This is a genomic window from Streptomyces sp. NPDC102402 (assembly GCF_044765765.1).
In the GTDB taxonomy this organism is placed as follows: Bacteria; Actinomycetota; Actinomycetes; order Streptomycetales; family Streptomycetaceae; genus Streptomyces.
The window spans coordinates 214359-235617 of record NZ_JBIWKR010000006.1 but is presented as its reverse complement, the minus strand read 5'-3'; the positions used below and the strand labels follow the sequence as shown (position 1 = coordinate 235617).

Here is a 21259-nt window from a genome sequence, read left to right as displayed (position 1 = left end):
ACGATGAGCATGTACATCGAGTTCGACGAACCCAAGTGCGTCGCCGCGGGGCAGTGCGCCATGGTTGCGCCCGACATCTTCGACCAGCGCGACGACGACGGCGTCGCGATCGTCCTCGATGCCAATCCGGGCCCCGAGCACCACGACGAGGTCCGCGAAGCGGCGGCCGTCTGCCCGGCAGCGGCTCTCCGCCTGGTCGAACAGTGAACCGCATCGTCGTCGTGGGCGCCTCGGCCGCGGGCCTTGCCGCGGCCGAGACCCTGCGCCGCGAAGGTCACACGGGCACGGTCACACTGATCGGCGAGGAGCCGACCGCACCGTACGACCGCCCCCCGCTGTCCAAACAGATCCTCGCCGGCGAATGGGAGACGGAGCGGGTCTCGCTGCGGACCGAGGAGCAGCTCGACGGTCTGAAGCTGGACCTGCGGCTCGGTAACGCTGCCACCAGCCTGGACACCGACGCCCGCCTCGTGCACCTGGCCGACGGCGACCAGATCGACTACGACGGGCTGATCGTGGCCACCGGGGTCCGCCCCCGCCGACTACCCGGCCAGGGCGGCCACGTGCTCCGAACCCTGCGCGACGCCCTGGACCTGCGTGAACGGCTCGGCCCCGGGAAGCGGCTCGTCGTGGTCGGCGCCGGATTCCTCGGCGCCGAGGCCGCCGCCGTCGCCCAGGGACTCGGCTGCGAGGTGGTCCTCCTCGAACCGGCGCCGGTGCCCCTGGCCCACGCCGTGGGAGAACAGGTGGGACGGGTGCTGTCGCAGGCCCACCGCGAGCACGGCGTCGATCTGCGCACCGGCGTAGCGGTCGCAGCGGTGTCCGACGACGGCGTGACGCTCGCCGACGACACCCGGATCGAGGCCGACGAGGTACTGGTGGCGATCGGCTCGCTGCCCAACACCGCCTGGCTGGACGGCAGTGGCCTCGACCTCGCCGACGGGCTGGTCTGCGACCAGTACAGCGCCGCCGCCCCCGGTGTCTACGGCGCCGGCGACGTCGCCCGCTGGCACAACCCGCTCTTCGGGGTGTCCATGCGGATCGAGCACCGCACCAACGCCGCCGAACAGGGCATGGCAGCGGCACGCAACCTGCTGTACCCGGACGCACGCAAGCCGTTCGCCCCTGTGCCGTACTTCTGGTCCGACCAGTACGACATGAAGATCCACGCCTACGGCTACCTGCGCGGCCACGACACCGTCGAGATCGCCGAAGGCGACCTCGGACAACGACGGTTCCTGGCCACCTACCGCAAGGAAGGCCGCCTCGTCGGCGCCCTCGCGGTCGGCATGCCCCCCAAAGCCATCCGCCCGTGGCGGCAGGCTCTTCTCACGGAGGAACGATGAGCGAAACCGACGTCGTCGTGGTCACGGGCGCAGGGGGCATGGGCCTGGCAGTCGCCCGACGCATCGGCAGCGGCCGGAGCGTGGTCCTGGCCGACGCCTCCCCCGAAGCACTCGACCGTGCCGTCTCTGCGCTGCGAGCCGAGGGCTACGCCGTCCAAGGGCAGCTCACCGACGTCTCCGACGCCCGAGCCGTGGTCGAACTCGCCGAAGCGGCAGGCAAGAAGGGCCGCGTGACCTCGGTGGTCCACACCGCCGGAGTCTCCGCCGCCACCTCCACGGTCCAGAAGATCATGCAGGTCGACCTGGCCGGCACCGCACACATCATCGACGCCTTCACGGCCGTCGCGACCCGCGGCACCTCACTGGTCTGCGTCGCCAGCATGGCCGGCCACTACGCGACACTCAGCCGCACAGACGAGAGGCAACTGGCGACAGCGCCCGCCGACGAACTGCTGTCCCTCGACGTCGTCACCTCGGCGGGAGAAGACCCGATAGCGGCCTACATCATCGCCAAGCGCGCCAACCAGGTCCGCGTACAGGCCGCAGCCCTGGCGTGGAACCGCCTCGGCGCCCGCATCAACACCATCAGCCCCGGCGTCATCTCCACCCCCATGGCCAAGTCCGAAGCGCAGTCCGCCTCGGGCGACCACATGATGGCCATGCTCGACGCCTGTGGCGCCGGCCGCACCGGAACCCCCGGCGAGATCGCCGAGGCAGCGGCCTTCCTGACCGGCCCCAGATCCCTCTACATCACCGGCACCGACATCCTCATCGACGGCGGCCAAGCCGCCTGGATTCGCTGGCACCGCCCGCAATAGCGGCAGACGGGGCGGCGGCTCGCCTGCAAGGTTGGGGAGAACGGACCTGCCGAGTACCTGAGGACGGGTGGTCCGCAGAGCGCTGCGGCACCACCGCCTCACCTTGAGCAGGTCGGCCTGAAACGGGCGTCGAGCCTCTTCCATCTCGATCAGGAGGCGAGTTCAAGGGCGACAACGGCACGGACGAAGGCGGTGATCCGGGCGGTACTGCAGCGAGCGTCCGCGGGAGCCACCAGCATTTGGGGGTGGCCACCGCGCGTTCGCCGAAGCCGCGGATCTTGGCGTAATCGCGGGTTGTGACGCCGGCGCCAGCCGCGCAGGCCCTTGCCTCGGGACGGATGTGGGCCGCAGACCTGCCTCCGGGTGCACTTGTCGGCCCCGCACTTTGTGTCCTTGGCGGCGAGGCGGCGGGAGTGCCGCGGCCTCGCCACACGGCACCCCCGAAGCTCTCGCCACCGCCGACACCAAGCGCTGTTCGGACAAGCCGTATCAGGCGCAGGTGCTGCCGTCCGCGTCCCGTTCCCGGCAAGGGCCTGCGGCGGCTGGCTCTGCAAGGTGAGCGGTCACGCCGGTCTATGGACGACCGGCATGCCACGCGCTTCCCAGCCGACAGTTCGGTGCGAGCGGAGCAATCAGCTCAAGCTCGACCGCATCGCCGCCGCAGCCCACGAGCCGCACGGTGAAGCCGGTGCGCCAGGCGCCTGGGCATCAACCGCAGGCAGCCTTCTCCGCCACCCCCGCCGGGCAGCGGACACCTTGTCACCCACGGGTGCCGGCGGCGTACACCCGCACCGTGCCCCCGTTCAGCCGGTCTCCGTCAAGGCTGCGTGGGCGGCGGCGAGGATCTCCTCGGAGAGCGGGGAGCCCTTCGTGGCCCGGGACAGGACCAGCGCGCCGAACAGGGTGCAGAGGCGGGCGATGCCGTCCTGGTCGTCGGTGGCGAGGAAGCCGGCGAAGTCGGCCACGCCCTGGGTGTAGACGCGACGGGCCTCGCGCTCACCGCCCTCGCGCGCGACATCGGTGGCGAGCCCGGCGACCGGGCAGCCGTCCGCCGGGTCGTCGCGGTGCTCGACGGAGAGGTACGTGCCGATCAGCGCCTGCTGGGCGGCCTCGCGCTCCCCGTCGTAGCGCTCGAGCCCGGCACCGTGGCGTCGGGCGAGCTCGGCGAAGGCCTGGGCGATGGCCTCGTCGACGAGCGCCTCCTTGGAGGCGAACTGCTTGTAGAAGGCGCCGTGGGTCAGACCGGCCGCCTTCATCAGGTCGGCGACGCTGACCTGCGTCCCCTGCTCCCGGAACAGCCGGGACGCGGTGTCCACCACCCGCCGGCGGTTCTCCTCCGCCTGTGCCTGCGATACGCGGCCCATGACCACCTCCCGAATGGATGTCGACTGGCATCTATCATAGACCCGTGTTTAGATTGGATGCATAATCTAATTTACTGCGGGTGGCCGACGGCGCCCGCCAGGACGAGGAGCCGGCATGGAACTGAAGAACGCGGTCGCGGTTGTCACCGGTGCCAACCGGGGGCTGGGGCGACACTTGTCCGCCCAGCTCGTGGAGCGTGGGGCGAAGGTGTACGGCGCGGCTCGACGCCCCGGGACGGTCGACGTGCCGGGCGTCATCCCGCTGCGGCTGGACGTCACGGACGAGGCGTCGGTACAGGAGGCCGCCCGTGTGGCGTCCGACGCGACGCTGCTGATCAACAACGCGGGCATCTCCACCGGCGCGACGCTGATCGGAGGCGACGTGGAGGAGGTACGCCGGGAGATGGAGACCAACTTCTTCGGCCCGCTCGCCGCGACCCGCGCCTTCACCCCCGTCATCGAGGGCAACGGCGGCGGCGCCGTACTCAACGTCCTGTCCGCCCTGTCCTGGTTCCACCCGGCCGCCCTCGGCTCCTACGCGGCCTCCAAGGCCGCCGCCTGGGCGCTGAGCGACGCGACCCGTGAGGAGCTGGCGCCGCGCGGGATCACCGTCTCGGCGCTGCACGTCGGCTACATGGACACCGACATGGCCGCCGATGTGCCCGCCGATCAGAAGGTCGCCGCAGCCGATGTCGCGGCCCAGGCCCTTCACGGCATCGAGACCGGCCTGCCCGAGATCCTCGCCGACGAGGCCAGCCGGTACGTCAAGCAGAGTCTGTCCGCGGCACCTCAGCCGAACGCGGGCTGACGCAACCCCCTCCCCGGCGCGACCGAATTCCCACCTCACGTACGTAAGGACACCTGATGCGTTACACGACCTTCGGACACCGGACCGGCCTGCGCGTCTCCGAGTACGCGCTCGGCACCGCGAACTTCGGCACCGGCTGGGGCGCGGGCGCCGAGCCGGACGAGGCACGCCGGATCTTCGACCGGTTCGCCGAGGCCGGCGGCACCTTCCTCGACAGCGCGGACGGCTACCAGTTCGGCGAGTCGGAGGAACTGACAGGGAAACTGATCTCCGCCGACCGCGACCACTTCGTCCTGGCCACGAAGTTCGCCCTCGGCGCCTCCCCCCAGCCGGACATCTCCAGGACCGGCAACAGCCGCAAGAACATGGTCGCCTCCGTAGAGGCCAGCCTGAAGCGCCTGGGCACCGACTACATCGACCTGCTGTGGGTGCACTTCCCCGACGAGCTCACTCCGATGGAGGAGCTCCTGCGCGGCCTCGACGACCTGGTGAGCGCCGGCAAGATCCACCATGCCGCGCTGTCCAACTTCCCCGCCTGGCGCGTCTCGCGCGCCGTGACCCTCGCGGACCTGAAGAACTGGGCCCCGATCGTGGGCATCCAGCACGAGTACAGCCTCGTCGAACGCACCGCAGACCGCGAACTCCTGCCCATGGCCGAGAGCCTCGGACTGGGGGCCGCCCTGTGGTCCCCGCTCGGCGGCGGACTACTCACCGGCAAGTACCGCAGCTCCGACGAGGGGCGCCTCAGCGATCTGGGCATGGTCATCCACACCGAGGACACCGGGCAGAAGACCGCCGTCGTCGACACCGTCCTGGCCGTCGCCGAGGAGACCGGGGTGACACCCGCCCAGGTGGCGGTGGCCTGGGTGCGCGAGCGTGCAGCCCGTTCCGTGGCCACGCTCGTCCCGATCATCGGCCCGCGCAACCTCTCCCAGCTCGACAGCTACCTCGGCGCCCTCGACGTACAGCTGACCGACGCGCAGTACACCCGCCTGGCCGAAGTCAGCGCGGTACCGCTCGGCGCGCCCCACGACGGGACCGCCGCCTCCCTCGACCGCCTGCAAGGAGGCGCCGCTGACCGGATCACCGCCCCGGTCATGCCGGTCGCCTGAGGGGTGAGCGCGGCCGAGGACACAGTGCGCCTGCGCCCACAGCCACGAGAACAACACAAACTGTCTCGTACTGGGAGAAGCCCGGGGCGAGTGGAGACCCCCGTCCTTCCACGGGCGGAATCAGAACGGAGACGACGATGAAGGCTTTCATGGTCGAGAACTACGGCGACCGAGCCGGGATGCGCGCCGCCGAGATTCCCGACCCCCAGGTGGGTGCCGACGACGTCCTGGTCAAAATCCACGCGGCGGGCGTCAACCCGCTGGACCTCCGGATCCGCGACGGCGACTTCAAGGCGTTCATGCCCTACCGTCTCCCGCTCGTGCTGGGCAACGACCTCGCCGGGACGGTCGTCCGGGTCGGCCCGTCCGTCACCCGCTTCACGGTGGGCGACGAGGTCTACGCCCGGCCCGAAAAGGATCGCATCGGCACCTTCGCCGAACTCATCGCTGTTCACCAGGACGACCTGGCACCCAAACCCGCCACGCTCACCATGGCCGAGGCCGCCTCCCTTCCTCTGGTCGCCCTGACCGCATGGCAGGCACTGGTCGAGCGGGCACATGTGCAACCGGGCCAGAAGGTCCTCATCCACGCGGGGGCCGGCGGCCTCGGCTCCATCGCCGTCCAGCTGGCAAAAGCGCTGGGCGCCCATGTGGCCACCACGGTGAGCACCACCAAGGTCGACCTGGTCAAGGGCCTCGGCGCGGACATCGTCGTCGACTACCGCACGCAGGACTTCGAAGAGCTCCTCGAAGGCTACGACGTCGTCCTCGACAGCCTCGGCGGCGAGAACCTCGCCAAGTCCCTGCGCGTGCTCAAGCCCGGCGGAACGGCCATCAGCGTCGCGGGCCCGCCCGACCCGGCTTTCGCTCGCGAACTCCGCGTGAACCCGATCCTCCGCCTGGCCATGACCGCCCTCAGCTTCACGACCCGGCGCGGCGCGAAGCGCCACGGCGTGACGTACTCGTTCCTGTTCATGAAGGCCAGCGGCGACCAACTGCGCGAACTCACCCCCCTCATCGACGCAGGGAAGATCCGCCCCGTCGTCGACCGCGTCTTCCCCTTCGACGAAACACTTCAGGCGATGGAGTACGTGGAGAAGGGACGACCGAAGGCCGGCAAGGCTGTCGTCGCGATGATGTGAGGGCGGGAACGAGCCCCAGGGGCCAGTCACCTCTGACACCAAGAGTCCCTGCACACCCCACTCCCCCGCCACACCACTCCAGACCCCAGCTATGAGCGCACCGTCCAGTTCCAACGCCGTTCAGTTGGGGCGGGGCTGGGTGCTGTCAAGGGTCGGCTGACAGCATGGTGATGCTGCTGGTGGCTTTGCAGGTTGCCCGGTCGACGGCGGGTCCGCGGGCGCTGTACCGGGAGATCGCTCGTTTGCTTGCGCGGAGAGCACCGTGGTGACCGGGGTGGGCTCGGCCTGGACGGCGGTTCACCTCCGCTCGCGCGGAGAACACCCTTCGTGACCTGGGCTTATCGGACCGCTTTGCACTTTCTCCAGCCGTGGCCACCGGCCGAGAGTGCCGGAACCCTGGTAGCCGACCCGCGCGCGAACGTCACGTCAGAGACCGGCCCTCGCCAGCAGAGTCTTCAGCGCTCCCGGCTTGACCTTCTGCACGGACCGCACCTGGCCGAGTTCCAGCTCGTCCCGGCTCACGGGATTGGCGTACAGGGCATCCGTGGGGCCGGGCAGGAGGGTCACGTCCACCCGGTAGGAGAAGTCGGGGTCGGCAGGGTCCTCTTCCGGCTCTGCGTCCACCTCGGCCACCGCGGCGACTGCCGACTGGGGCCGGCTGAAGAAGAACCACAGCCGGTCCCCCGGGTTCATGCGATTGCGCCGGCTGAGCCAGAGGTCGAGTTCGGGGTCCTGATGGGCGAGACGGCGCACGGTCTCCTTGTCGGAGGGCTCCCCGTCCAGGGTGTCCTTGTTCGGATTAAGGATGTAGATCCAGTCCTGCACGGTCTCTCCCATCGCCGTCGTGCGGGCCGCCCGAGAACCGACCTCGCGGTGCTGGGCCATGGTTCCAGCACTGTGGCCCACACGCAGGCGATGCACCGACTTTTCCGGCCGCGGAGACCTCTGTCTCGCCGTCCGGCATCATGGCCCCCATGACGAACGGGGTGGATGTGCGCACAGCTGCGGCCGAGTTCGACCGGACCGCCGTGGCTGACGCCGAGTCGGCTGCCGAGGACGAGCGCAAGCAGGTGCTGTCCCAGTTTCCGCTGGAGGACTGGGCGGAGCTGCCGCTGGAGCGCTACGCCCTCGGGCAGGCCGCGCCGCCCGGATCGGGGCCAACGTACTGCCGGCTGATGGAGTTCGGCACTCCGCACCTGGGCAGCATCAAGGGCGGCAGTGCCGCGAAGCACATCATGTACCACCACGTCTCTGGCGAGTGGCGGCTGGCCGCTCCTCTGCGTGGCATGGACCCCCAGGACGCCTGGGCGGAACTGCGCGGACAGTTCGTGCGGGCCTTCGACGCCGTCCGGGCGGGAGACTTCGAGGCGCTGGGTGACCTCGAAGTGCTGCGCTTCGGACCGGCGTTGGTGACGAAGTCCCTGGCCGCCTACTACCCGCAGCACTTTCTTCCCATCTATGCGGGAGAGCACCTGCGCCGGTTCGTCACTCTGCTGGGCGGTTCGGCGCAGGGCGACGTGCCGGCCTGGGAGAGGAATCGCCGCCTGCTGGAACTGGTCCCGTCTCGCCCGGAGTTCAAGGGCTGGACCAAGCACGAAGTAATGCATTTCCTGTACGCGCACTTCGACCCGCGGCCCAGGCAGCGCGTCATCTGGAAGATCGCGCCCGGCGAGCGCGGCCGCCTGTGGGAGGAGTGCCGAGCGGACGCGGTCATCCGGGTCGGATGGGACCGACTCGGAGACCTCGGCCTCTACCAGAACGACACCGAACTCAAGCAGTCCCTGGACGCGAACTGGCCCCGCAGCAGCGGGGGCAGCCTGACCCTCGCTCGTCGGCTGATGGCCTTCCGTGACCTGGAGGACGGCGACCGGATCGTGGCCAACCGGGGAGTGGGCGAGGTCCTGGCCATCGGCACGGTCAGCGGGAGCTACCGCTTCGAACCGGACCGGCCCGAGTTCCAGCACGTCGTCCCGGTGGACTGGGACCTGTCGCACGCGCGAAAGCTGTCGGAACCGAAGCAGTGGCGGTCCACCTTCGCCAAGGTCGACCCGGCCCTCTTCGCGAAGCTCATCGCACCCCAGGGCGCTTCCGGTACGGACGTGGTCCGAACAACACCGCAGACCACGCCGGTCGCGCTGCCCGAGGACATACAGGTCGTGCTGGACGCCCTGGAACGCAAGGGACAAGTGATCCTCCACGGGCCGCCCGGTACCGGCAAGACTCGCCTCGCGCTCGGCGCCGCCCTCGCCCTTGACGGTCGCGCGGACGCGCTCGGTGCCGACGCCCGCCACCGTTCCCAGGCGCAAGCCGAGATGCTGCACGGTGACCGGGTCGGCATGGTCACCTTCCATCCGTCCTACGGCTACGAGGACTTCGTCGAGGGCTTCAAGCCGGACCTGAGCGCCACCGGCGCCGGGCTCACCCTCGCGCTCACGGACGGCCTGTTCCACAGCCTGTGCAGCCGTGCGGCCGCTCATCCCGACCAGACGTTCCTGCTGGTCGTCGACGAGATCAACCGTGGTGACCTGCCGCGTATCTTCGGCGAGTTGATCACGCTCCTCGAACTCGACAAGCGGAACCTGCCGGTCTCCCTGCCCGTCAGCGGACGACGCTTCTCCGTCCCGCCGAACGTCCGGGTCATCGGCACCATGAACACGGCCGACCGGAGCATCAGCCACCTGGACGCCGCGGTCCGCCGCCGCTTCGCCTTCCTGCCCGTGGGCCCGGACCCGGACGCCGTCTCCGGCGCGGTCGGCCCCCTGGACCTGGCCGCGTTCCTCGAGTCCCTCAACAGCCGTATCGCCCGTGATCTCGACGCGGACCACCAGATCGGGCACGCCTACCTGCTGCGTGACGGTGAACCCATCACCACCGAGGAGGACCTTGCCGCGGCCTTCCATCACGAGGTGGTCCCGCTCCTGGAGGACTACTGCCTCGGCCGGGCGGAACTGCTGCACCTCATCCTCGGCGACCTGGTCGACGCCGACACAGGGCGCGCCCGCCTCATGTCCCCGCAGGACCTGCCGGACGCGCTGGCGACCGAGTTCACCAGCGGCGCTCCCGGCCCGGATGCCTGACCGCGTCCAGGTCCCTCTCGGTGAGTACGAGTCCGCCCCACTGGAACCCGGCCAACTCACTCCACGGGACATCGACCGTCTGCGGGCTCTTCAGACACGGGGCTGCCTCACCCTGACCAGGGAGCGCACCGGCTGGCGTCTCAAGGCCGACGCGACCGTCGGCGTTCTGGTCCTGGACCGTGTCCGCGTGGTCATCTCCCCCAAGTTCGCCATCCCGGGAGAGCAGCTCATGAGCTGGCTCGCCTATGCCCTCGGTACGCCCGTCCCGGCGACGGCGAGGCGCTGGACCACCGGCCCCGACGGTTACGCCGACCTGGTCGCCGCCGCCCTGCTCGAACAGTGCGAGCGGCTGCTGCGGGAAGGGCTGCGCCGGGACTACGTCCGCCGTCGGAGTGTCGAGTCGGCACTCCGGGGACGACTGGACTTCGCCGCCCAGGCCACCCGCCGCTACGGGCAACTGGACCAGTTGCATATGCGCACCTTCGAACGGGAGGCGGACATCTGGGACAACCGCGTTCTGGGGAGCGCGCTGAAGGCTGCACTCAGTCTCACCACGAACCCCGACCTGGCACGCACCCTGCGCGACATCGCCCGCGCCTTCCCTCAGGCGCCGACCCCCGCGGCGGCACTCCGCGCTCTGGACCGCATCCACTACACCCGTCTGAACGCCCGCTACCGCCCCGCCCATGGCTGGGCCCGCCTGCTGCTCGGCGGCGGAGGCGTGAGCGACCTGCTCACCGACCGCGGCACCACGGCGGACGGTCTTCTGCTCAGGATGCCCGCGCTTTGGGAAGCCGTCGTCCGGCGCCTCGGCACCGAGGCTGTCGGCCCCCGCGGCGGCCACGCCGTACCCGGCGGAAAAGGCGCCGGTATCACCGTCCGCGGAGACCTGGGCAACGCCTCGGCCTTCCGGCCCGACCTGCTGCTCAGCGTCCCGGAGCGCGGCACGGCGCACCGCAGGTTGCTGCCCGTGGACGCCAAGTACAAGCGCTACGACCGGCACGGCGTGAGTGCGGACGACGTCCACCAGCTCCTCACCTACGGCGGCGGATACGGACCCGCCGAATCCCCGATCGCGGTCATCGTCCATCCCCGTACGGGCGGTCACGCCCAGCGAATCCTCCAGGTGCGGGGCCCCAACGGCCTGTTGGGCACCATCCACGTCCTCGGCGTCGACACCCGCACGACGCCGGAGCAGGCGACGGACTGGATCGGCTCAGTGCTGCACTGACCACCACCGGTTGAATGCTCGATGCCGGCACCACGATGGCCGCCGCCTTGTCCCGGGTGTCATCCACAACAGCGCCGAGGGTGAACAGAGTTACGGGTGGGGAGCCCGCACCTCCCCGCCGCAGGTCTTGAGGTGAAGGCCACCAGTCTGAAGAAACAGGCGGACAGGACCACCTCAAGCTGCGTTCCAGAGACCGGCGTCCAGGACGCGTGCAGCCTTGGTGATGCTTGCTGGCATCGGGTGTCGGTAGGTACGGAACGTCGCCGACAACGCCGCCATCACACGCCGATGGTCCCTGGACGCCTGAGGAAGGCGGACACGTGAGCTCGCTCGCACGCGACGACCGGAGCAGGCGTTCAGGCGGCTCCAAGGCACCCTCAGGACCGTTTCCCTCTCGCGGGCTCGCGCATCGCCCACCTGATCAGACCCGTAGCCCCTCGACCGGTCGGCATCAGCAACCATCGCTCGCCCGGCCCCCATCGCGGAAGGCTCAGTTCACTGGCCGCCCAGCGGGGCAGGAGGGCGACAGCGTTGCTCGCCAGGACTGCATAGAACGGCAGCGCGAGCACAGGTATCGGTGGGCGCAGCAGCAAATATCGCGTGGTCTCCCGCGCTTGCGGCGTACATCGCAGCTCCGCTCGGTACTCCTCCAGGCGTGCATCCAGCGCCTGAGCGGACCGAGGCGGGGAGACGACCCCCAGGGCCTCGGCTATGCGAGCCATTTCCGCGACGTACCGGGAACACTCATGGTCCGTGAGGGGCCGGACCCCGAACGTCTGGTGCGCCCGGAGGAAGCTCTCGGTCTCGGCCACGTGCACCCACTCCAGCAGGTGCGGATCGGAGGCGCGGTACGGAACACCCTCGTCGGTCACTCCCTGGATGCGCGCATGCACGCCCTGAACGCGTTCGCAGGCGGACCGCGCACTCGAGACCGTGCCGTACGTCGTGGTGGCGAGGAAGGTGCTGGTGCGCTGAAGCCGCCCCCAGGGGTCTCCCCTGAATCCCGAGTGGGCGGACACCGCGGCCATGGCTGCGGGATGGAGGGACTGCAGGAGCAGCGCCGACAGTCCGCCGATGAACATCGCGCTGTCCGCGTGAACACGGCGCACCGGGCTGTCCGTCGGGAACCATCGGGGGCCAGGCGTGTTGTGTATGGCGTCTCTGTTGCGGGGGCCCTCCGGACCGGCAACACGTTCGAACAAAAGTTCGCCAGCACGCTCACGCAACGCTTCGAATGCACTCGGGAGAACAGCCATAAGCGCTCCTCGCGACTCTGCCGCCCTGATCTCGCAGTTGAACCGGCCCGGCCGCCGAGAAAGAACCGGAAGCCCTCATCTCATGATCCGCACGACGCGACGCGCCCGCCACTCGTCGGACAAGTTGCTCCTTCGACAACAGAGGAGTGCAGAGGACTGAACCCTCTGCACTCCTCAGGAAGATCCGCTTCTGCCGTCAAGAGGTCGCGCAGCGCCTCCGGCCGGTCCCGGTCGCCAGCCAGGTACGCCGGTGGAAACCCCCACCACCGCACGGCCCCTACAGCGGAAATCACTTCAGGTCATGGCCCTGGAACGAGGTGAGGTGACCGGACACTTCCGCGGACCTGGGGCGCGCGCCCTCAGGCAAAGGAACCTGGTAATTCACTCGATCGTCCACGGGGTCACACGGCCCGGTTGGCTCTCACCCAGACGCCGAGCGCCCTGCGACTCATGAGGAATCGACAGGGGGCCCGTCAGATCGAAGCACGACCTGCACCTCATCAGGGGACGGTGCCCCTGCGTCACGTACGGGACAGCCGATGTCGGAAGGCCAACCGGGTCGCCAGCGGTCCACGAAGTCCGCGAAGTCGCTGCACAGGTAACGCGAATCGGAAGGCTTCAGCCGGATCTGCCGACCGCTGTCGGCCCACCAGACCTCGAACTCGCCGACCGTGCCCACCTCCGGCCAGTCCTCACCCTGCTCCGGAAGCAACAGGACGTCGACGAACCCTCCGACGCTCAGACCGATGTCCACGAAGATCCCGATGGCTCCTGGCCGAGGAACGTTCACGACGGTGCCCTCGAAGACCTGCCCGAAGCGCAGGGCCCTGCGCGTCCGGTCCCACTCGGCATCCGTCACCACGTACGCATCATCGCACCGGTCTCACATGGCCGTGAAGCTCCGACGTCGTCGATGGAGACCGTCAGCCGGATCAGGATGCCCGAGCGCACCCGAAGCACGCTCAGCCGTGCCGGCTTCGCTCCACGGCGGAAGACCGCTTCCGGCTGCGTGCGTGCCGGAAGCACCCGCCCGGCCCGGCTCGTTAGCATGCAACGCATGGCCATCAAACTTGAGAACGTCGGCATCGCCGTTCGGGACCTCGACGCGGCGATCTCCTTCTTCACCGACCTCGGCCTGACGCTCATCGGCCGGGACACGGTCAGTGGTGACTGGACCGACACCGCCGTCGGCCTTGATGGCAATCACGCCAGGATCGCGATGCTCCAGACGCCGGACGGCCACGGTCGTCTCGAACTCTTCGAGTACATCCACCCCGAGGCCGTCGAGACGGAGCCCACTCGCCCTCACGAGATCGGCATGCACCGGGTCGCCTTCTCGGTCGACGACATCGACCAGGCCCTTGAGACAGCCGCACGGCACGGATGCCACCCGCTTCGCGGCGTGGCCACCTATGAGGACGTCTACAAGCTCACGTACGTCCGTGGCCCCAGCGGCATCCTCGTGATGCTCGCCGAGGAACTGAAGAGAGACGGCGGCTGACCGGGTCTGACGGTCGGCGGTCGGCGGTCGGCGGTCGGCATGACGGTTCCGTCGCTCCGTGGGCCCGACCAGGAGACTGCCCGGATCGACCGACGCACCGCCCGGCCACCGAGACCGTTCGGTCCGTATCGTGCGAGGACGCCGGGGCACCTGGACGCCTGGACGCCTGGACGCCTGGACACCGTTCGTCAGGAGGCTCGGGCGGTCAGGGCTGACGATGTGTGCACCCATGGCCGACGCGGTCAGGATCGCACGGGCGGTCGAACCGTCATCGTGAACGACCCTGACCGATCCGCCCCGGGTGCCGTCCTGCCCTCCGGCCTCCCCGACTCTCAGGCGATCGCGACCGCGTCCAGTTTGCCGGCCTTCGCGTCGGACACGAGGTTCGCGAACTGGTCGGCGCTCATCTGGACGCGCTGGCCGAAGTCGTCGGTGATGACGACGCGCCGGTCCTCCTCCGCATCGGGGTCGACGAAGAGCTGCGGGCACCCGCAGTTGCAGCTCCCACAGAACGTAGCTACGGGTTCGAGGGTGGGTGAGGGGAAGTCATCGGTCATCGCTCGCACCTTCCACGGGTGATCAGCGGCCGTCCGGCAGACGTGTCCGCAACGGCAGCGATATACCCATGTGCGCCCTGAACAGGCGTGTGCGACGTGTGTCTCATCTGACCGTGAAACGGTGGAACTACACCGTCTCTCTTCCCGACTACCTGAGGGGATGCCTGATCATCGCCGCTGCCCGCTGTTCCACCACGATCCTCTCAACGGCCCTGGTCCGCACGGCCCTTCGTCAACGCTGCGAGCCGTCGGCGCGCCCGACAACCGAGCCGGACGAGGCACGAACTACCCTGCGACCTGGGACGTTGCCGCTACCGGTGCGTCGATTCGGCACGAGGAGGAGTTCCATGACGACCACTGCGCGGGCAAGCAAGCAGTTCGAGGACGAGCGGGTGTGCGTCACGCGCTGGGACTTCGCGCCCGGAGAGAGCACAGGCCGGCACGTCCACGCATACGCCTACGTGGTCGTCCCTGTCACCGACGGCCGGACCGACGTGATCACTCCGGACGGCACGGTCACCCCCTCGCAACTGCGTGCCGGTGAGTCCTACGCCCGCCCGGCCGGCGGTGAACACGAAGTCGTCAACGCCGGAAATGCTCCGCTCTCCTTCGTCGAGATCGAGCTCAAGCTCCAGTAGACGCCCCATCGGCCTCGGGAGGGTCGCTTCTTGCCGGGACGGCAACGGGCGCGGTGGGTGCTGTCGGGCGGGAAGTCCTGGAAGAGCGCCGGGAGGTACTCGCAGTGCGTGCCTTCCGGCGGCATCGGGAGCGGATGGGGACGTGCGAGGCGTCACGCTCCTGACGGAAGGCTGGACAGCCGGTCGGCGTGCCGGCCCCGCATCCGGTCCCGTTCCTCGGGCATGGTGAGGAAGGCGTCGGCCCCCAGCGTCGTAGGGATTGCAGACGTGTCCCACCCGCGTGTCGGTGATGAGGGCTCCGCCCACCTGGTCGTCGGCGACGTCCCGGAGCACCTCGTCCGTGCAGCCACGCCGCCGGTACGCCGATGTTCAGCCGCCTCGATGTCACCCTGGAGCACGTGTGGCTGCCGGTCCAACCGACCGCTTCGTAATGGACTTCAGCGTCGGCACCCTGTCGAGTTAGACACCGTCGTCGAGGGCGTACAGGTCGCGTCTGTGCGGCAGACCTTTGACCAGGGCCAGGATGGCTTCGTGGAGTAGGCCGTTGGTGGCCAGCACCGTCATGTCTCCCGCCAGCACGGGTCCGCCACCAAGGTCCGTCACCCGGCCGCCGGCTTCCGACACGATGACGGGCATGGGGGCCACGTCCTCGTAACCCATGGGCGGGCCAGCGATCACGACGGCGTCCGCACGACCGGTGACGAGGTCAACGATGCACCCCATCGACGCCATCAGGAACACCTGGCGGTGGAGAGCGGTGAGGAGTTCCTCTGGCCAGCCGGCCGGATTGAGTGCCTGAGTCCTCGCTCCGCGCGCGCTGGCCCGCCTGGTGACTCGGGCGCGGTGGCCCGACTTCAGGGCCGGGCTCTCCCCGGTCAGCACCCAGCAGCCCAGGCCCCGTCCGGCTACGACCATCTGTCGGCTCATGGGCATGTTGATCACCCCGATAGCGGGACCGTGCTCGTCCTCGTAGGCGATGTCGTTCGAGAACAGTGGCCACCGGCGGGTGAACGACGTGGTGCCGTTGATGGGGTCAATGATCCAACGTCTCCCTGACACCCCGGCGGTCGAGCCCTTCTCCTCACCGTAGATGCCGTCCTCCGGCATACGGCGGGCCAGCTCGTCCCTGACCAGCTCTTCGACTGCGAGGTCGATCTCGGTGACCTCGCTGCCGTCCTCCTTACGGCGGCTTCCCCACGTTCCGAAGAAGCCCTGCGCGGACACCTGGCCGGCCCGCGCGGCCAAGTCGACAGCGAAGTCGAGGAGCTCTCGATCAGCGGGAGGGGCGTCGAATGTGTGATCCATCCGGTGAGCCTGTCACGACCTCCAACACCAATGTGCACCTCCTTCAACCGGCCGGCTCTGGGCGACGTTCGGAGTCGGCGCAGGCAGATGATGCTGCAGGCGGGTTGGAGTAGACCGAAGCGGGGATCGGCGCGTCCTTCGGAGCGGATCCTGAGGTCATGACACGTACCGCCGCCCCTGTCCGGGCCAGGCATCAGCCCCGCGATCACCCGGCGCTGTGTCCCGCACGGCTCCGACTTCGGTGCCCGTCGTCGGGTCGTTGAGCGGACGATCACCTGCCTCCGCAGCTTCCGGCGCCTACGCATCCGCTGTCCGGCGCTCCTCGGCCCCGCAGTCGGAACCTTGCGCAAGGACTCCCTCCGGCCCTCCTCCGTGCCCTCACGCCGACGCAGAAGGGCGCCCTCCGCGCCGGGCTACGGAGCCGGGCCGGCATCGGCCGACCGGTCGGCGTACCGGGAGAGTCGGGCGGATACGCCCCCGCGGAGAATCGGCGCCGTGAGCCGGGCCGGTGGCCGGCGGTTCACCGGCCGAGGGGCGCCCGGTGCGGACGCTCCGGGGCCGGTACCCGCCGGTCCGGCAGCCGCGCCGCTGCCGGCGCCCGGGTTTCCGGGTACGCGGGTCGCCCGGTGCGCGAGGTCGCCCGGTGCCTCCGAGCTGTTATGACCGGGGCTGTTCCGGGCGGGCCACGAGTACCTCCACGCCGCCGGCCTGGAGTGCGTCGAGGTCGAAGGCCGGGATGCCGGAGTCGACGATGACGAGGTCGAAGGCGGACACGGGGGCCAGTTGGTAGAGGCCGCGACGGCGGAACTTCGTGTGGTCGACCAGGAGGATCTTGCGCGCGCAGGCCTCCATCAGGGCCCGCTTCACCGCCACCGTCTCCTGCGACTGGTGGTAGCAGTGCCCCCGGGTGATGGCTGTGGTGGAGGCGAAGAGGGTGTCGGCGCTGAGACTGGTCACCGCGTCCACGGTGCGCAGGCCGAGGAAGGCGTCGTACGCGGGGTAGTAGGTGCCGCCCAGGGAGATGAGCTCGATGCCCGGACTGTCGGCCAGCGCCTGGGTGACGGGCCCGAAGTTGGTGATGACGGTCAACGGGGCGTGCCGGTCCAGGAGGCGTGTGAGCGCGAGAGCGGTCGTGCTGTCGTCGATGACGACCGCCTGCCCGGGCCTGACCAGCGGCAGGGCGGCGCGGGCGATGGCCTCCTTCGCCTCCGCCATGGCACGGGCACGGTGGCGGACGTCTCCGTGGAAGGCGGTCGAAGGCTGAGCGGTCGCACCGCCGCGGACCTTCCTCAGCCAGCCCCGGTCCTGCAGATAGTCGAGGTCCCTGCGGATGGTCATGGCGGTCACGCCCAGCTCGTCGGCCAGTTGCTCGATCCGGACGAACCCCCGGTCGACGACGCGGCCCTTGATCTGCTCCCTGCGTTCGCGGGGTTTCCTGCCGCTCATGTCGGCCGGCTGCCGGTCCTCCGGTCCCATAAGAGCTCCTGTTCATTTTCTGTGAAGTGAACATCCCGGACCTGACCCCGTGTAACTCGTCCGTCACTCCTTCCGGAGGGGTCATCCATGCACCTGCCGCCGCTGTCGCCGCCCTCCGGGGCGATGACCGTCGGCAGGGCGTCCCGTCCCGCATCGCGGTTCTCGTACACCGAACGCACATCGAAGGCCGGAGAAGCCGTACAGCAATTGTTCAATTACTGCGGTCCGTTGACACAAATGAAACATCTGAGTTTCCTGAGCGTTGCCTTCAGTCCCCCTGCGTAGGGAGTGGAACATGAGAAGCCCGGCCCGTCTCGCTCTCACCGCCGTCCTCGCCCTGGGCACGCTCGTGTCGTGTGCGGAGGAGCCCTCCACCAGCGGCTCCGGCGACGCGGGAGGCATGGGCAAGGTCGCGTTCCTGATGCCCGACCTCGCCTCCACCCGGTACGAGCAGTACGACGCCCCGCTGTTCAAGAAGCGCATGCGTGCGCTCTGCCAGGAGTGCGGGGTCATCTACCAGAACGCCGACAGCGACGCGTCGTTGCAGCAGCAACAGGCCAACTCCGCCATGGCGCAGGGAGCCAAGGTCATCGTGCTGGACCCGGTCGACTCCGACTCGGCCTCCACCATCGTGCAGATGGCACATTCGCAGGGCGTCAAGGTCATCGCCTACGACCGTCCGGTCTCCAGAAAGCCCGCGGACTTCTACGTCTCGTTCGACAACGAGGCGATCGGCGAGTCGATCGGCCGGTCGTTGGTCGACCACCTCGAGAAGACGGGAGCCAAGGGCGGGCTGCTCCAGGTCAACGGTTCCCCGACCGACGCCGCTGCCGGGCTGATCAAGAAGGGCATCCACAAGGCCGTCGACGGCAGTGGGTTCGATCTCCTCGCCGAGTACGACACCCCGGACTGGTCACCGGAGAAGGCGCAGCAGTGGGTGAGCGGGCAGATCGCCCAGCACTCCGGCCGGATCGCCGGTGTGGTGGCCGCCAACGACGGCACGGGGGGCGGGGCGATCGCGGCCTTCAAGGGCGCCGAGGTGAAGGTCCCGCCGGTCACCGGGAACGACGCCGAGCTGGCGGCGGTCCAGCGCGTCGTCTCGGGCGACCAGTACAACACCATCTCCAAGCCCATCAAGACGGTCGCGGAAGCGGCGGCGGAGGCCGCCCACCGGCTGATGAGGGGGGAGAAGCCCGAGGCGGACTCGACCCTCTTCGACACGCCTTCCCAACTGTTCGAACCGACCGTGGTGACGCGGGAGAACGTCAAGGAGGTCGTCTTCGGCCCCGACGGGGTGTTCGAGGCCGAGGACGTCTGCACCCGCGTGTACGCCGACGACTGCCGGAGTCTGGGCATCGAGTAGCCGCGTCCTGCTCGTACCGGAGAGGGAGCCGGACAACCAGCGTGAGAGTGGAAGCGAGAGGGGGGCCATGACCAGCTCCGCTATCCCCGGTACGTCGCCGGGAGCCGACGGAAGCGACGGGTGCGACGCGAGCGACGGGCACGACGGGCACGACGCGACCGACGGGACATACGGGAGCGACGGGACATACGGGAGCGACACGGCCGGCAGATGCAGCGGGACCGGCCGGACCGCCGTCCTCTCGCTGAGGGGTGTGAGCAAGCAGTTCGGCGCGGTCGCCGCGCTCAGCGGGATCGACCTCGATGTCGCGGCCGGCGAGGTGGTCGCGGTGGTCGGGGACAACGGTGCCGGGAAGTCCACCCTCGTGAAGGTCCTTTCGGGGGTCCACTCCCCCGACGCGGGGACCGTCGCCTTCCACGGCAGAGAGGTCTCGTTCGACTCTCCGGGGGCCGCGCACGCCCTGGGCATCGCGACGGTCTACCAGGATCTGGCGCTGTGCGAGAACCTCGATGTCAAGGCGAATCTCTTCCTGGGGCAGGAACTCCGCCGCTGGATGCTGGACGACGTCGCCATGGAGAAGCGGTCCTGGGAGCTGCTGCGTGAGCTGCGGGCCAGGATCCCTTCGCTCGACGTCCCGGTGGCCGCGCTCTCGGGCGGTCAGCGGCAGACGGTGGCAATCGCACGGGCGCTGCTCGGACGGCCGGAGGTCATCCTGCTCGACGAACCGACGGCCGCCCTCGGTGTCGCGCAGACCGCCGAGGTGCTGAACCTCATCGAACGGCTCAGGGACAACGGGCTGGGCGTCGTCATGATCAGCCACAACATGGAGGACGTCCGGGCGGTCGCCGACCGGGTGGCGGTGCTCCGTCTCGGCCGCAACAACGGTGTGTTCGATGTCCGGGAGGTCTCCTCCGAGGAGGTCGTCGCCGCGATCACCGGCGCCACCGACAACGCCGTGACGCGGCGTGCCGCGCGCCGCGCGGCCAGCTCTCGAAAGGAGGGGGAACAGCCGTGACCTCTCTCGGTTCCCCGGTGGCCGCGGCCACCGACCTGCGGGACGAGCCGCCGGCGCTCCGGCACGGCTTCCGCGACAGCGTCCGCGGGACCGTCCGCCGGGCCCGGGGCGGCGATCTGGGCATGCTGCCGGTCGTCGCCGGTGTCGTGGTGATCTGGACGATCTTCCAGTCGTTGAACCGGACCTTCCTGTCCAGCACCAACCTGGTGAACCTCGCCTTCGACATGGTGCCGCTGGGGGTGATCGGGCTCGGCATCGTGTGCGTTCTGCTGGTCGGCCAGATCGACCTGTCCGTCGGCTCCGTGAGCGGTGTCGCCGCCGCGATCACGGGCGTGGTGATGGTCCGTCACGAACAGTCGGTGTGGGTGGCGATCCTGGTGGCGGCCGGCGTCGGCGCGCTGATCGGCTGGGTATACGGGCAGGGGCTCAACCGCTTCGGTGTGCCCAGCTTCGTCGTCACCCTGGGCGGCCTGCTGGCGTTCCTCGGCACCCAGCTCTGGCTCCTGCGCGGCCAGAACGCCATCAATCTGCCGTACGACTCGGGCCTGGTGAAGTTCGCCCAGGTGTGGTTCGTCCCCGAGGCCGTGGCCTACGCCCTGGTGCTCCTGGCGACCGGGGGCTTCCTCGGAGCCGGTCTGGCCCGCGCACGCGCCCGCCGCCGCGCCGGGCTGTCGTCCGTCTCTCCCCGGTGGCTGGCGGCGCAGGCCCTCGTACTGGCGGTGGCCTTGCTGTTCGCCGTGTACTACCTGAACCGCACCCGCGGTGTGCCGTGGATGTTCGTGCTCTTCGTCGCACTGGTCCTGGTCCTGCACTACGTCCTCACCCGGACGGGGTTCGGACGGTCCCTGTACGCGGTGGGCGGCAACGCGGAGGCGGCCCGGCGGGCCGGTATCGACGTACGCGGCGTGTACACCGCGGCGTTCGTCATGTGTTCCGCCCTCGCCGCGACCGGAGGGGTCCTGGCAGCCGCCCGCCTCGCGGCGGCGAACCAGAGCACCGGCACCGCGGACGTGAACCTCAACGCCATCGCCGCCGCGGTGATCGGCGGGACCAGCCTCTTCGGCGGCCGTGGTTCCGCGTTCGCGGCCCTGCTCGGCGTCCTCGTCATCCAGTCGATCTCCAGCGGCCTCACCCTGCTCAACCTCGATTCCTCGTACCGCTTCATCATCACGGGCTGCGTGCTGCTGGTCGCCGTGGCCCTGGACTCCGCCGCCCGCCGCTCGCGGCAGGCACACGGAAGGGGCTGAGGG

General features: G+C 69.5%; 20 protein-coding genes. 13 read left to right on the top strand and 7 right to left on the bottom strand.

All coding sequences use genetic code 11. The annotated features are described in order from the left end of the window. Positions 1-9 precede the first annotated feature (9 nt). The 3 genes from ACIRJR_RS20250 to ACIRJR_RS20240 are packed head-to-tail and all read left to right on the top strand — an operon-like array spanning position 10 to position 2164. Entirely contained in the window at positions 10-207 is a 198-nt protein-coding gene (locus ACIRJR_RS20250) for a ferredoxin (protein WP_203187568.1), read from the top strand. Further along, complete coding sequence (locus ACIRJR_RS20245; RefSeq protein WP_403782419.1) at positions 204-1346, top strand: NAD(P)/FAD-dependent oxidoreductase; 1143 nt, start codon at positions 204-206, stop codon at positions 1344-1346. The genes ACIRJR_RS20250 and ACIRJR_RS20245 overlap by 4 nt, the downstream gene beginning before the upstream one ends. After that, positions 1343-2164 (top strand): SDR family oxidoreductase, encoded by an 822-nt coding sequence (locus tag ACIRJR_RS20240; RefSeq protein ID WP_403782416.1) that lies wholly within the window; start codon positions 1343-1345, stop codon positions 2162-2164. The genes ACIRJR_RS20245 and ACIRJR_RS20240 overlap by 4 nt, the downstream gene beginning before the upstream one ends. Positions 2165-2967: 803 nt before the next feature. Here ACIRJR_RS20240 and ACIRJR_RS20235 read toward each other — a convergent pair. After that, positions 2968-3528, bottom strand: a complete 561-nt coding sequence (locus ACIRJR_RS20235; RefSeq protein WP_403782413.1) for a DUF6262 family protein — start codon at positions 3526-3528, stop codon at positions 2968-2970. Positions 3529-3643: 115 nt separating this feature from the next. On the opposite strand from ACIRJR_RS20235, the gene ACIRJR_RS20230 reads away from it, so the two are divergent. From ACIRJR_RS20230 to ACIRJR_RS20220, 3 genes are all read left to right on the top strand, one after another. After that, complete coding sequence (locus ACIRJR_RS20230; protein WP_403782410.1) at positions 3644-4336, top strand: SDR family oxidoreductase; 693 nt, start codon at positions 3644-3646, stop codon at positions 4334-4336. 56 nt (positions 4337-4392) lie between these two features. Further along, complete coding sequence (locus tag ACIRJR_RS20225) at positions 4393-5448, top strand: aldo/keto reductase (RefSeq protein ID WP_403782407.1); 1056 nt, start codon at positions 4393-4395, stop codon at positions 5446-5448. A 137-nt stretch (positions 5449-5585) separates the two neighbouring features. Continuing rightward, the gene (locus ACIRJR_RS20220) at positions 5586-6590 is read left to right on the top strand and encodes an NADP-dependent oxidoreductase (protein WP_403782404.1); all 1005 of its coding nucleotides are present in this window, start codon (positions 5586-5588) and stop codon (positions 6588-6590) included. 426 nt (positions 6591-7016) lie between these two features. Here ACIRJR_RS20220 and ACIRJR_RS20215 read toward each other — a convergent pair whose 3' ends face one another. Beyond that, positions 7017-7475, bottom strand: a complete 459-nt coding sequence (locus ACIRJR_RS20215) for a hypothetical protein (RefSeq protein ID WP_403782401.1) — start codon at positions 7473-7475, stop codon at positions 7017-7019. An 89-nt stretch (positions 7476-7564) separates the two neighbouring features. Between ACIRJR_RS20215 and ACIRJR_RS20210 the strand changes: the two genes are divergently transcribed. Together ACIRJR_RS20210 and ACIRJR_RS20205 are read left to right on the top strand one after the other, a co-directional pair. Further along, positions 7565-9667, top strand: coding sequence for an McrB family protein (locus tag ACIRJR_RS20210; protein ID WP_403782398.1), 2103 nt, complete (start codon positions 7565-7567; stop codon positions 9665-9667). Beyond that, a complete protein-coding gene (locus tag ACIRJR_RS20205) occupies positions 9660-10898 on the top strand; it encodes an McrC family protein (RefSeq protein ID WP_403782395.1) in 1239 nt (412 codons plus the stop codon). The genes ACIRJR_RS20210 and ACIRJR_RS20205 overlap by 8 nt, the downstream gene beginning before the upstream one ends. Before the next feature lie 377 nt (positions 10899-11275). Here ACIRJR_RS20205 and ACIRJR_RS20200 read toward each other — a convergent pair whose 3' ends face one another. Continuing rightward, complete coding sequence (locus ACIRJR_RS20200) at positions 11276-12154, bottom strand: oxygenase MpaB family protein (RefSeq protein ID WP_403782391.1); 879 nt, start codon at positions 12152-12154, stop codon at positions 11276-11278. Positions 12155-12602: 448 nt separating this feature from the next. Next, a complete protein-coding gene (locus ACIRJR_RS20195) occupies positions 12603-13016 on the bottom strand; it encodes a hypothetical protein (protein ID WP_403782388.1) in 414 nt (137 codons plus the stop codon). Between the two features lie 195 nt (positions 13017-13211). Here ACIRJR_RS20195 and ACIRJR_RS20190 point away from each other — a divergent pair, with 195 nt between their 5' ends. Continuing rightward, on the top strand, positions 13212-13655 hold the full coding sequence (locus ACIRJR_RS20190; RefSeq protein ID WP_403782385.1) for a VOC family protein: 444 nt from the start codon (positions 13212-13214) through the stop codon (positions 13653-13655). Positions 13656-13987: 332 nt separating this feature from the next. Here ACIRJR_RS20190 and ACIRJR_RS20185 read toward each other — a convergent pair whose 3' ends face one another. After that, positions 13988-14212, bottom strand: a complete 225-nt coding sequence (locus ACIRJR_RS20185; protein ID WP_403782382.1) for a hypothetical protein — start codon at positions 14210-14212, stop codon at positions 13988-13990. Between the two features lie 347 nt (positions 14213-14559). On the opposite strand from ACIRJR_RS20185, the gene ACIRJR_RS20180 reads away from it, so the two are divergent. After that, positions 14560-14850: a cupin domain-containing protein gene (locus ACIRJR_RS20180; RefSeq protein WP_403782379.1), complete on the top strand. Its 291-nt coding sequence runs from the start codon at positions 14560-14562 to the stop codon at positions 14848-14850. Positions 14851-15309: 459 nt separating this feature from the next. Here the strand turns inward: ACIRJR_RS20180 and ACIRJR_RS20175 are convergent, their stop codons facing one another. Both ACIRJR_RS20175 and ACIRJR_RS20170 read right to left on the bottom strand, forming a co-directional pair. After that, positions 15310-16155, bottom strand: coding sequence for an inositol monophosphatase family protein (locus ACIRJR_RS20175; RefSeq protein WP_403782376.1), 846 nt, complete (start codon positions 16153-16155; stop codon positions 15310-15312). A gap of 657 nt (positions 16156-16812) precedes the next feature. Beyond that, entirely contained in the window at positions 16813-17601 is a 789-nt protein-coding gene (locus tag ACIRJR_RS20170) for a DeoR/GlpR family DNA-binding transcription regulator (RefSeq protein WP_403782854.1), read from the bottom strand. Positions 17602-17926: 325 nt separating this feature from the next. On the opposite strand from ACIRJR_RS20170, the gene ACIRJR_RS20165 reads away from it, so the two are divergent. The 3 genes from ACIRJR_RS20165 (at position 17927) to ACIRJR_RS20155 (ending at position 21256) form a co-directional block, all read left to right on the top strand. After that, positions 17927-18994 carry a sugar ABC transporter substrate-binding protein gene (locus ACIRJR_RS20165; RefSeq protein ID WP_403782373.1) on the top strand — a complete coding sequence of 356 codons (1068 nt, stop codon included), beginning with the start codon at positions 17927-17929 and terminating at the stop codon, positions 18992-18994. Positions 18995-19061: 67 nt separating this feature from the next. Further along, positions 19062-20009 (top strand): ATP-binding cassette domain-containing protein, encoded by a 948-nt coding sequence (locus tag ACIRJR_RS20160; RefSeq protein ID WP_403782370.1) that lies wholly within the window; start codon positions 19062-19064, stop codon positions 20007-20009. Further along, the gene (locus ACIRJR_RS20155; RefSeq protein ID WP_403782367.1) at positions 20006-21256 is read left to right on the top strand and encodes a sugar ABC transporter permease; all 1251 of its coding nucleotides are present in this window, start codon (positions 20006-20008) and stop codon (positions 21254-21256) included. The genes ACIRJR_RS20160 and ACIRJR_RS20155 overlap by 4 nt, the downstream gene beginning before the upstream one ends. Positions 21257-21259 lie beyond the last annotated feature (3 nt).

Coding starts and splice junctions, on each gene's coding strand:
- ACIRJR_RS20250 (WP_203187568.1), top strand. CDS start 10: ATGTACATCGAGTTCGACGAACCCAAGTGCGTCGCCGCGGGGCAGTGC.
- ACIRJR_RS20240 (WP_403782416.1), top strand. CDS start 1,343: ATGAGCGAAACCGACGTCGTCGTGGTCACGGGCGCAGGGGGCATGGGC.
- ACIRJR_RS20235 (WP_403782413.1), bottom strand. CDS start 3,528: ATGGGCCGCGTATCGCAGGCACAGGCGGAGGAGAACCGCCGGCGGGTG.
- ACIRJR_RS20230 (WP_403782410.1), top strand. CDS start 3,644: ATGGAACTGAAGAACGCGGTCGCGGTTGTCACCGGTGCCAACCGGGGG.
- ACIRJR_RS20225 (WP_403782407.1), top strand. CDS start 4,393: ATGCGTTACACGACCTTCGGACACCGGACCGGCCTGCGCGTCTCCGAG.
- ACIRJR_RS20220 (WP_403782404.1), top strand. CDS start 5,586: ATGAAGGCTTTCATGGTCGAGAACTACGGCGACCGAGCCGGGATGCGC.
- ACIRJR_RS20215 (WP_403782401.1), bottom strand. CDS start 7,475: ATGGCCCAGCACCGCGAGGTCGGTTCTCGGGCGGCCCGCACGACGGCG.
- ACIRJR_RS20210 (WP_403782398.1), top strand. CDS start 7,565: ATGACGAACGGGGTGGATGTGCGCACAGCTGCGGCCGAGTTCGACCGG.
- ACIRJR_RS20205 (WP_403782395.1), top strand. CDS start 9,660: ATGCCTGACCGCGTCCAGGTCCCTCTCGGTGAGTACGAGTCCGCCCCA.
- ACIRJR_RS20200 (WP_403782391.1), bottom strand. CDS start 12,154: ATGGCTGTTCTCCCGAGTGCATTCGAAGCGTTGCGTGAGCGTGCTGGC.
- ACIRJR_RS20190 (WP_403782385.1), top strand. CDS start 13,212: ATGGCCATCAAACTTGAGAACGTCGGCATCGCCGTTCGGGACCTCGAC.
- ACIRJR_RS20185 (WP_403782382.1), bottom strand. CDS start 14,212: ATGACCGATGACTTCCCCTCACCCACCCTCGAACCCGTAGCTACGTTC.
- ACIRJR_RS20180 (WP_403782379.1), top strand. CDS start 14,560: ATGACGACCACTGCGCGGGCAAGCAAGCAGTTCGAGGACGAGCGGGTG.
- ACIRJR_RS20175 (WP_403782376.1), bottom strand. CDS start 16,155: ATGGATCACACATTCGACGCCCCTCCCGCTGATCGAGAGCTCCTCGAC.
- ACIRJR_RS20170 (WP_403782854.1), bottom strand. CDS start 17,601: ATGAGCGGCAGGAAACCCCGCGAACGCAGGGAGCAGATCAAGGGCCGC.
- ACIRJR_RS20165 (WP_403782373.1), top strand. CDS start 17,927: ATGAGAAGCCCGGCCCGTCTCGCTCTCACCGCCGTCCTCGCCCTGGGC.
- ACIRJR_RS20160 (WP_403782370.1), top strand. CDS start 19,062: ATGACCAGCTCCGCTATCCCCGGTACGTCGCCGGGAGCCGACGGAAGC.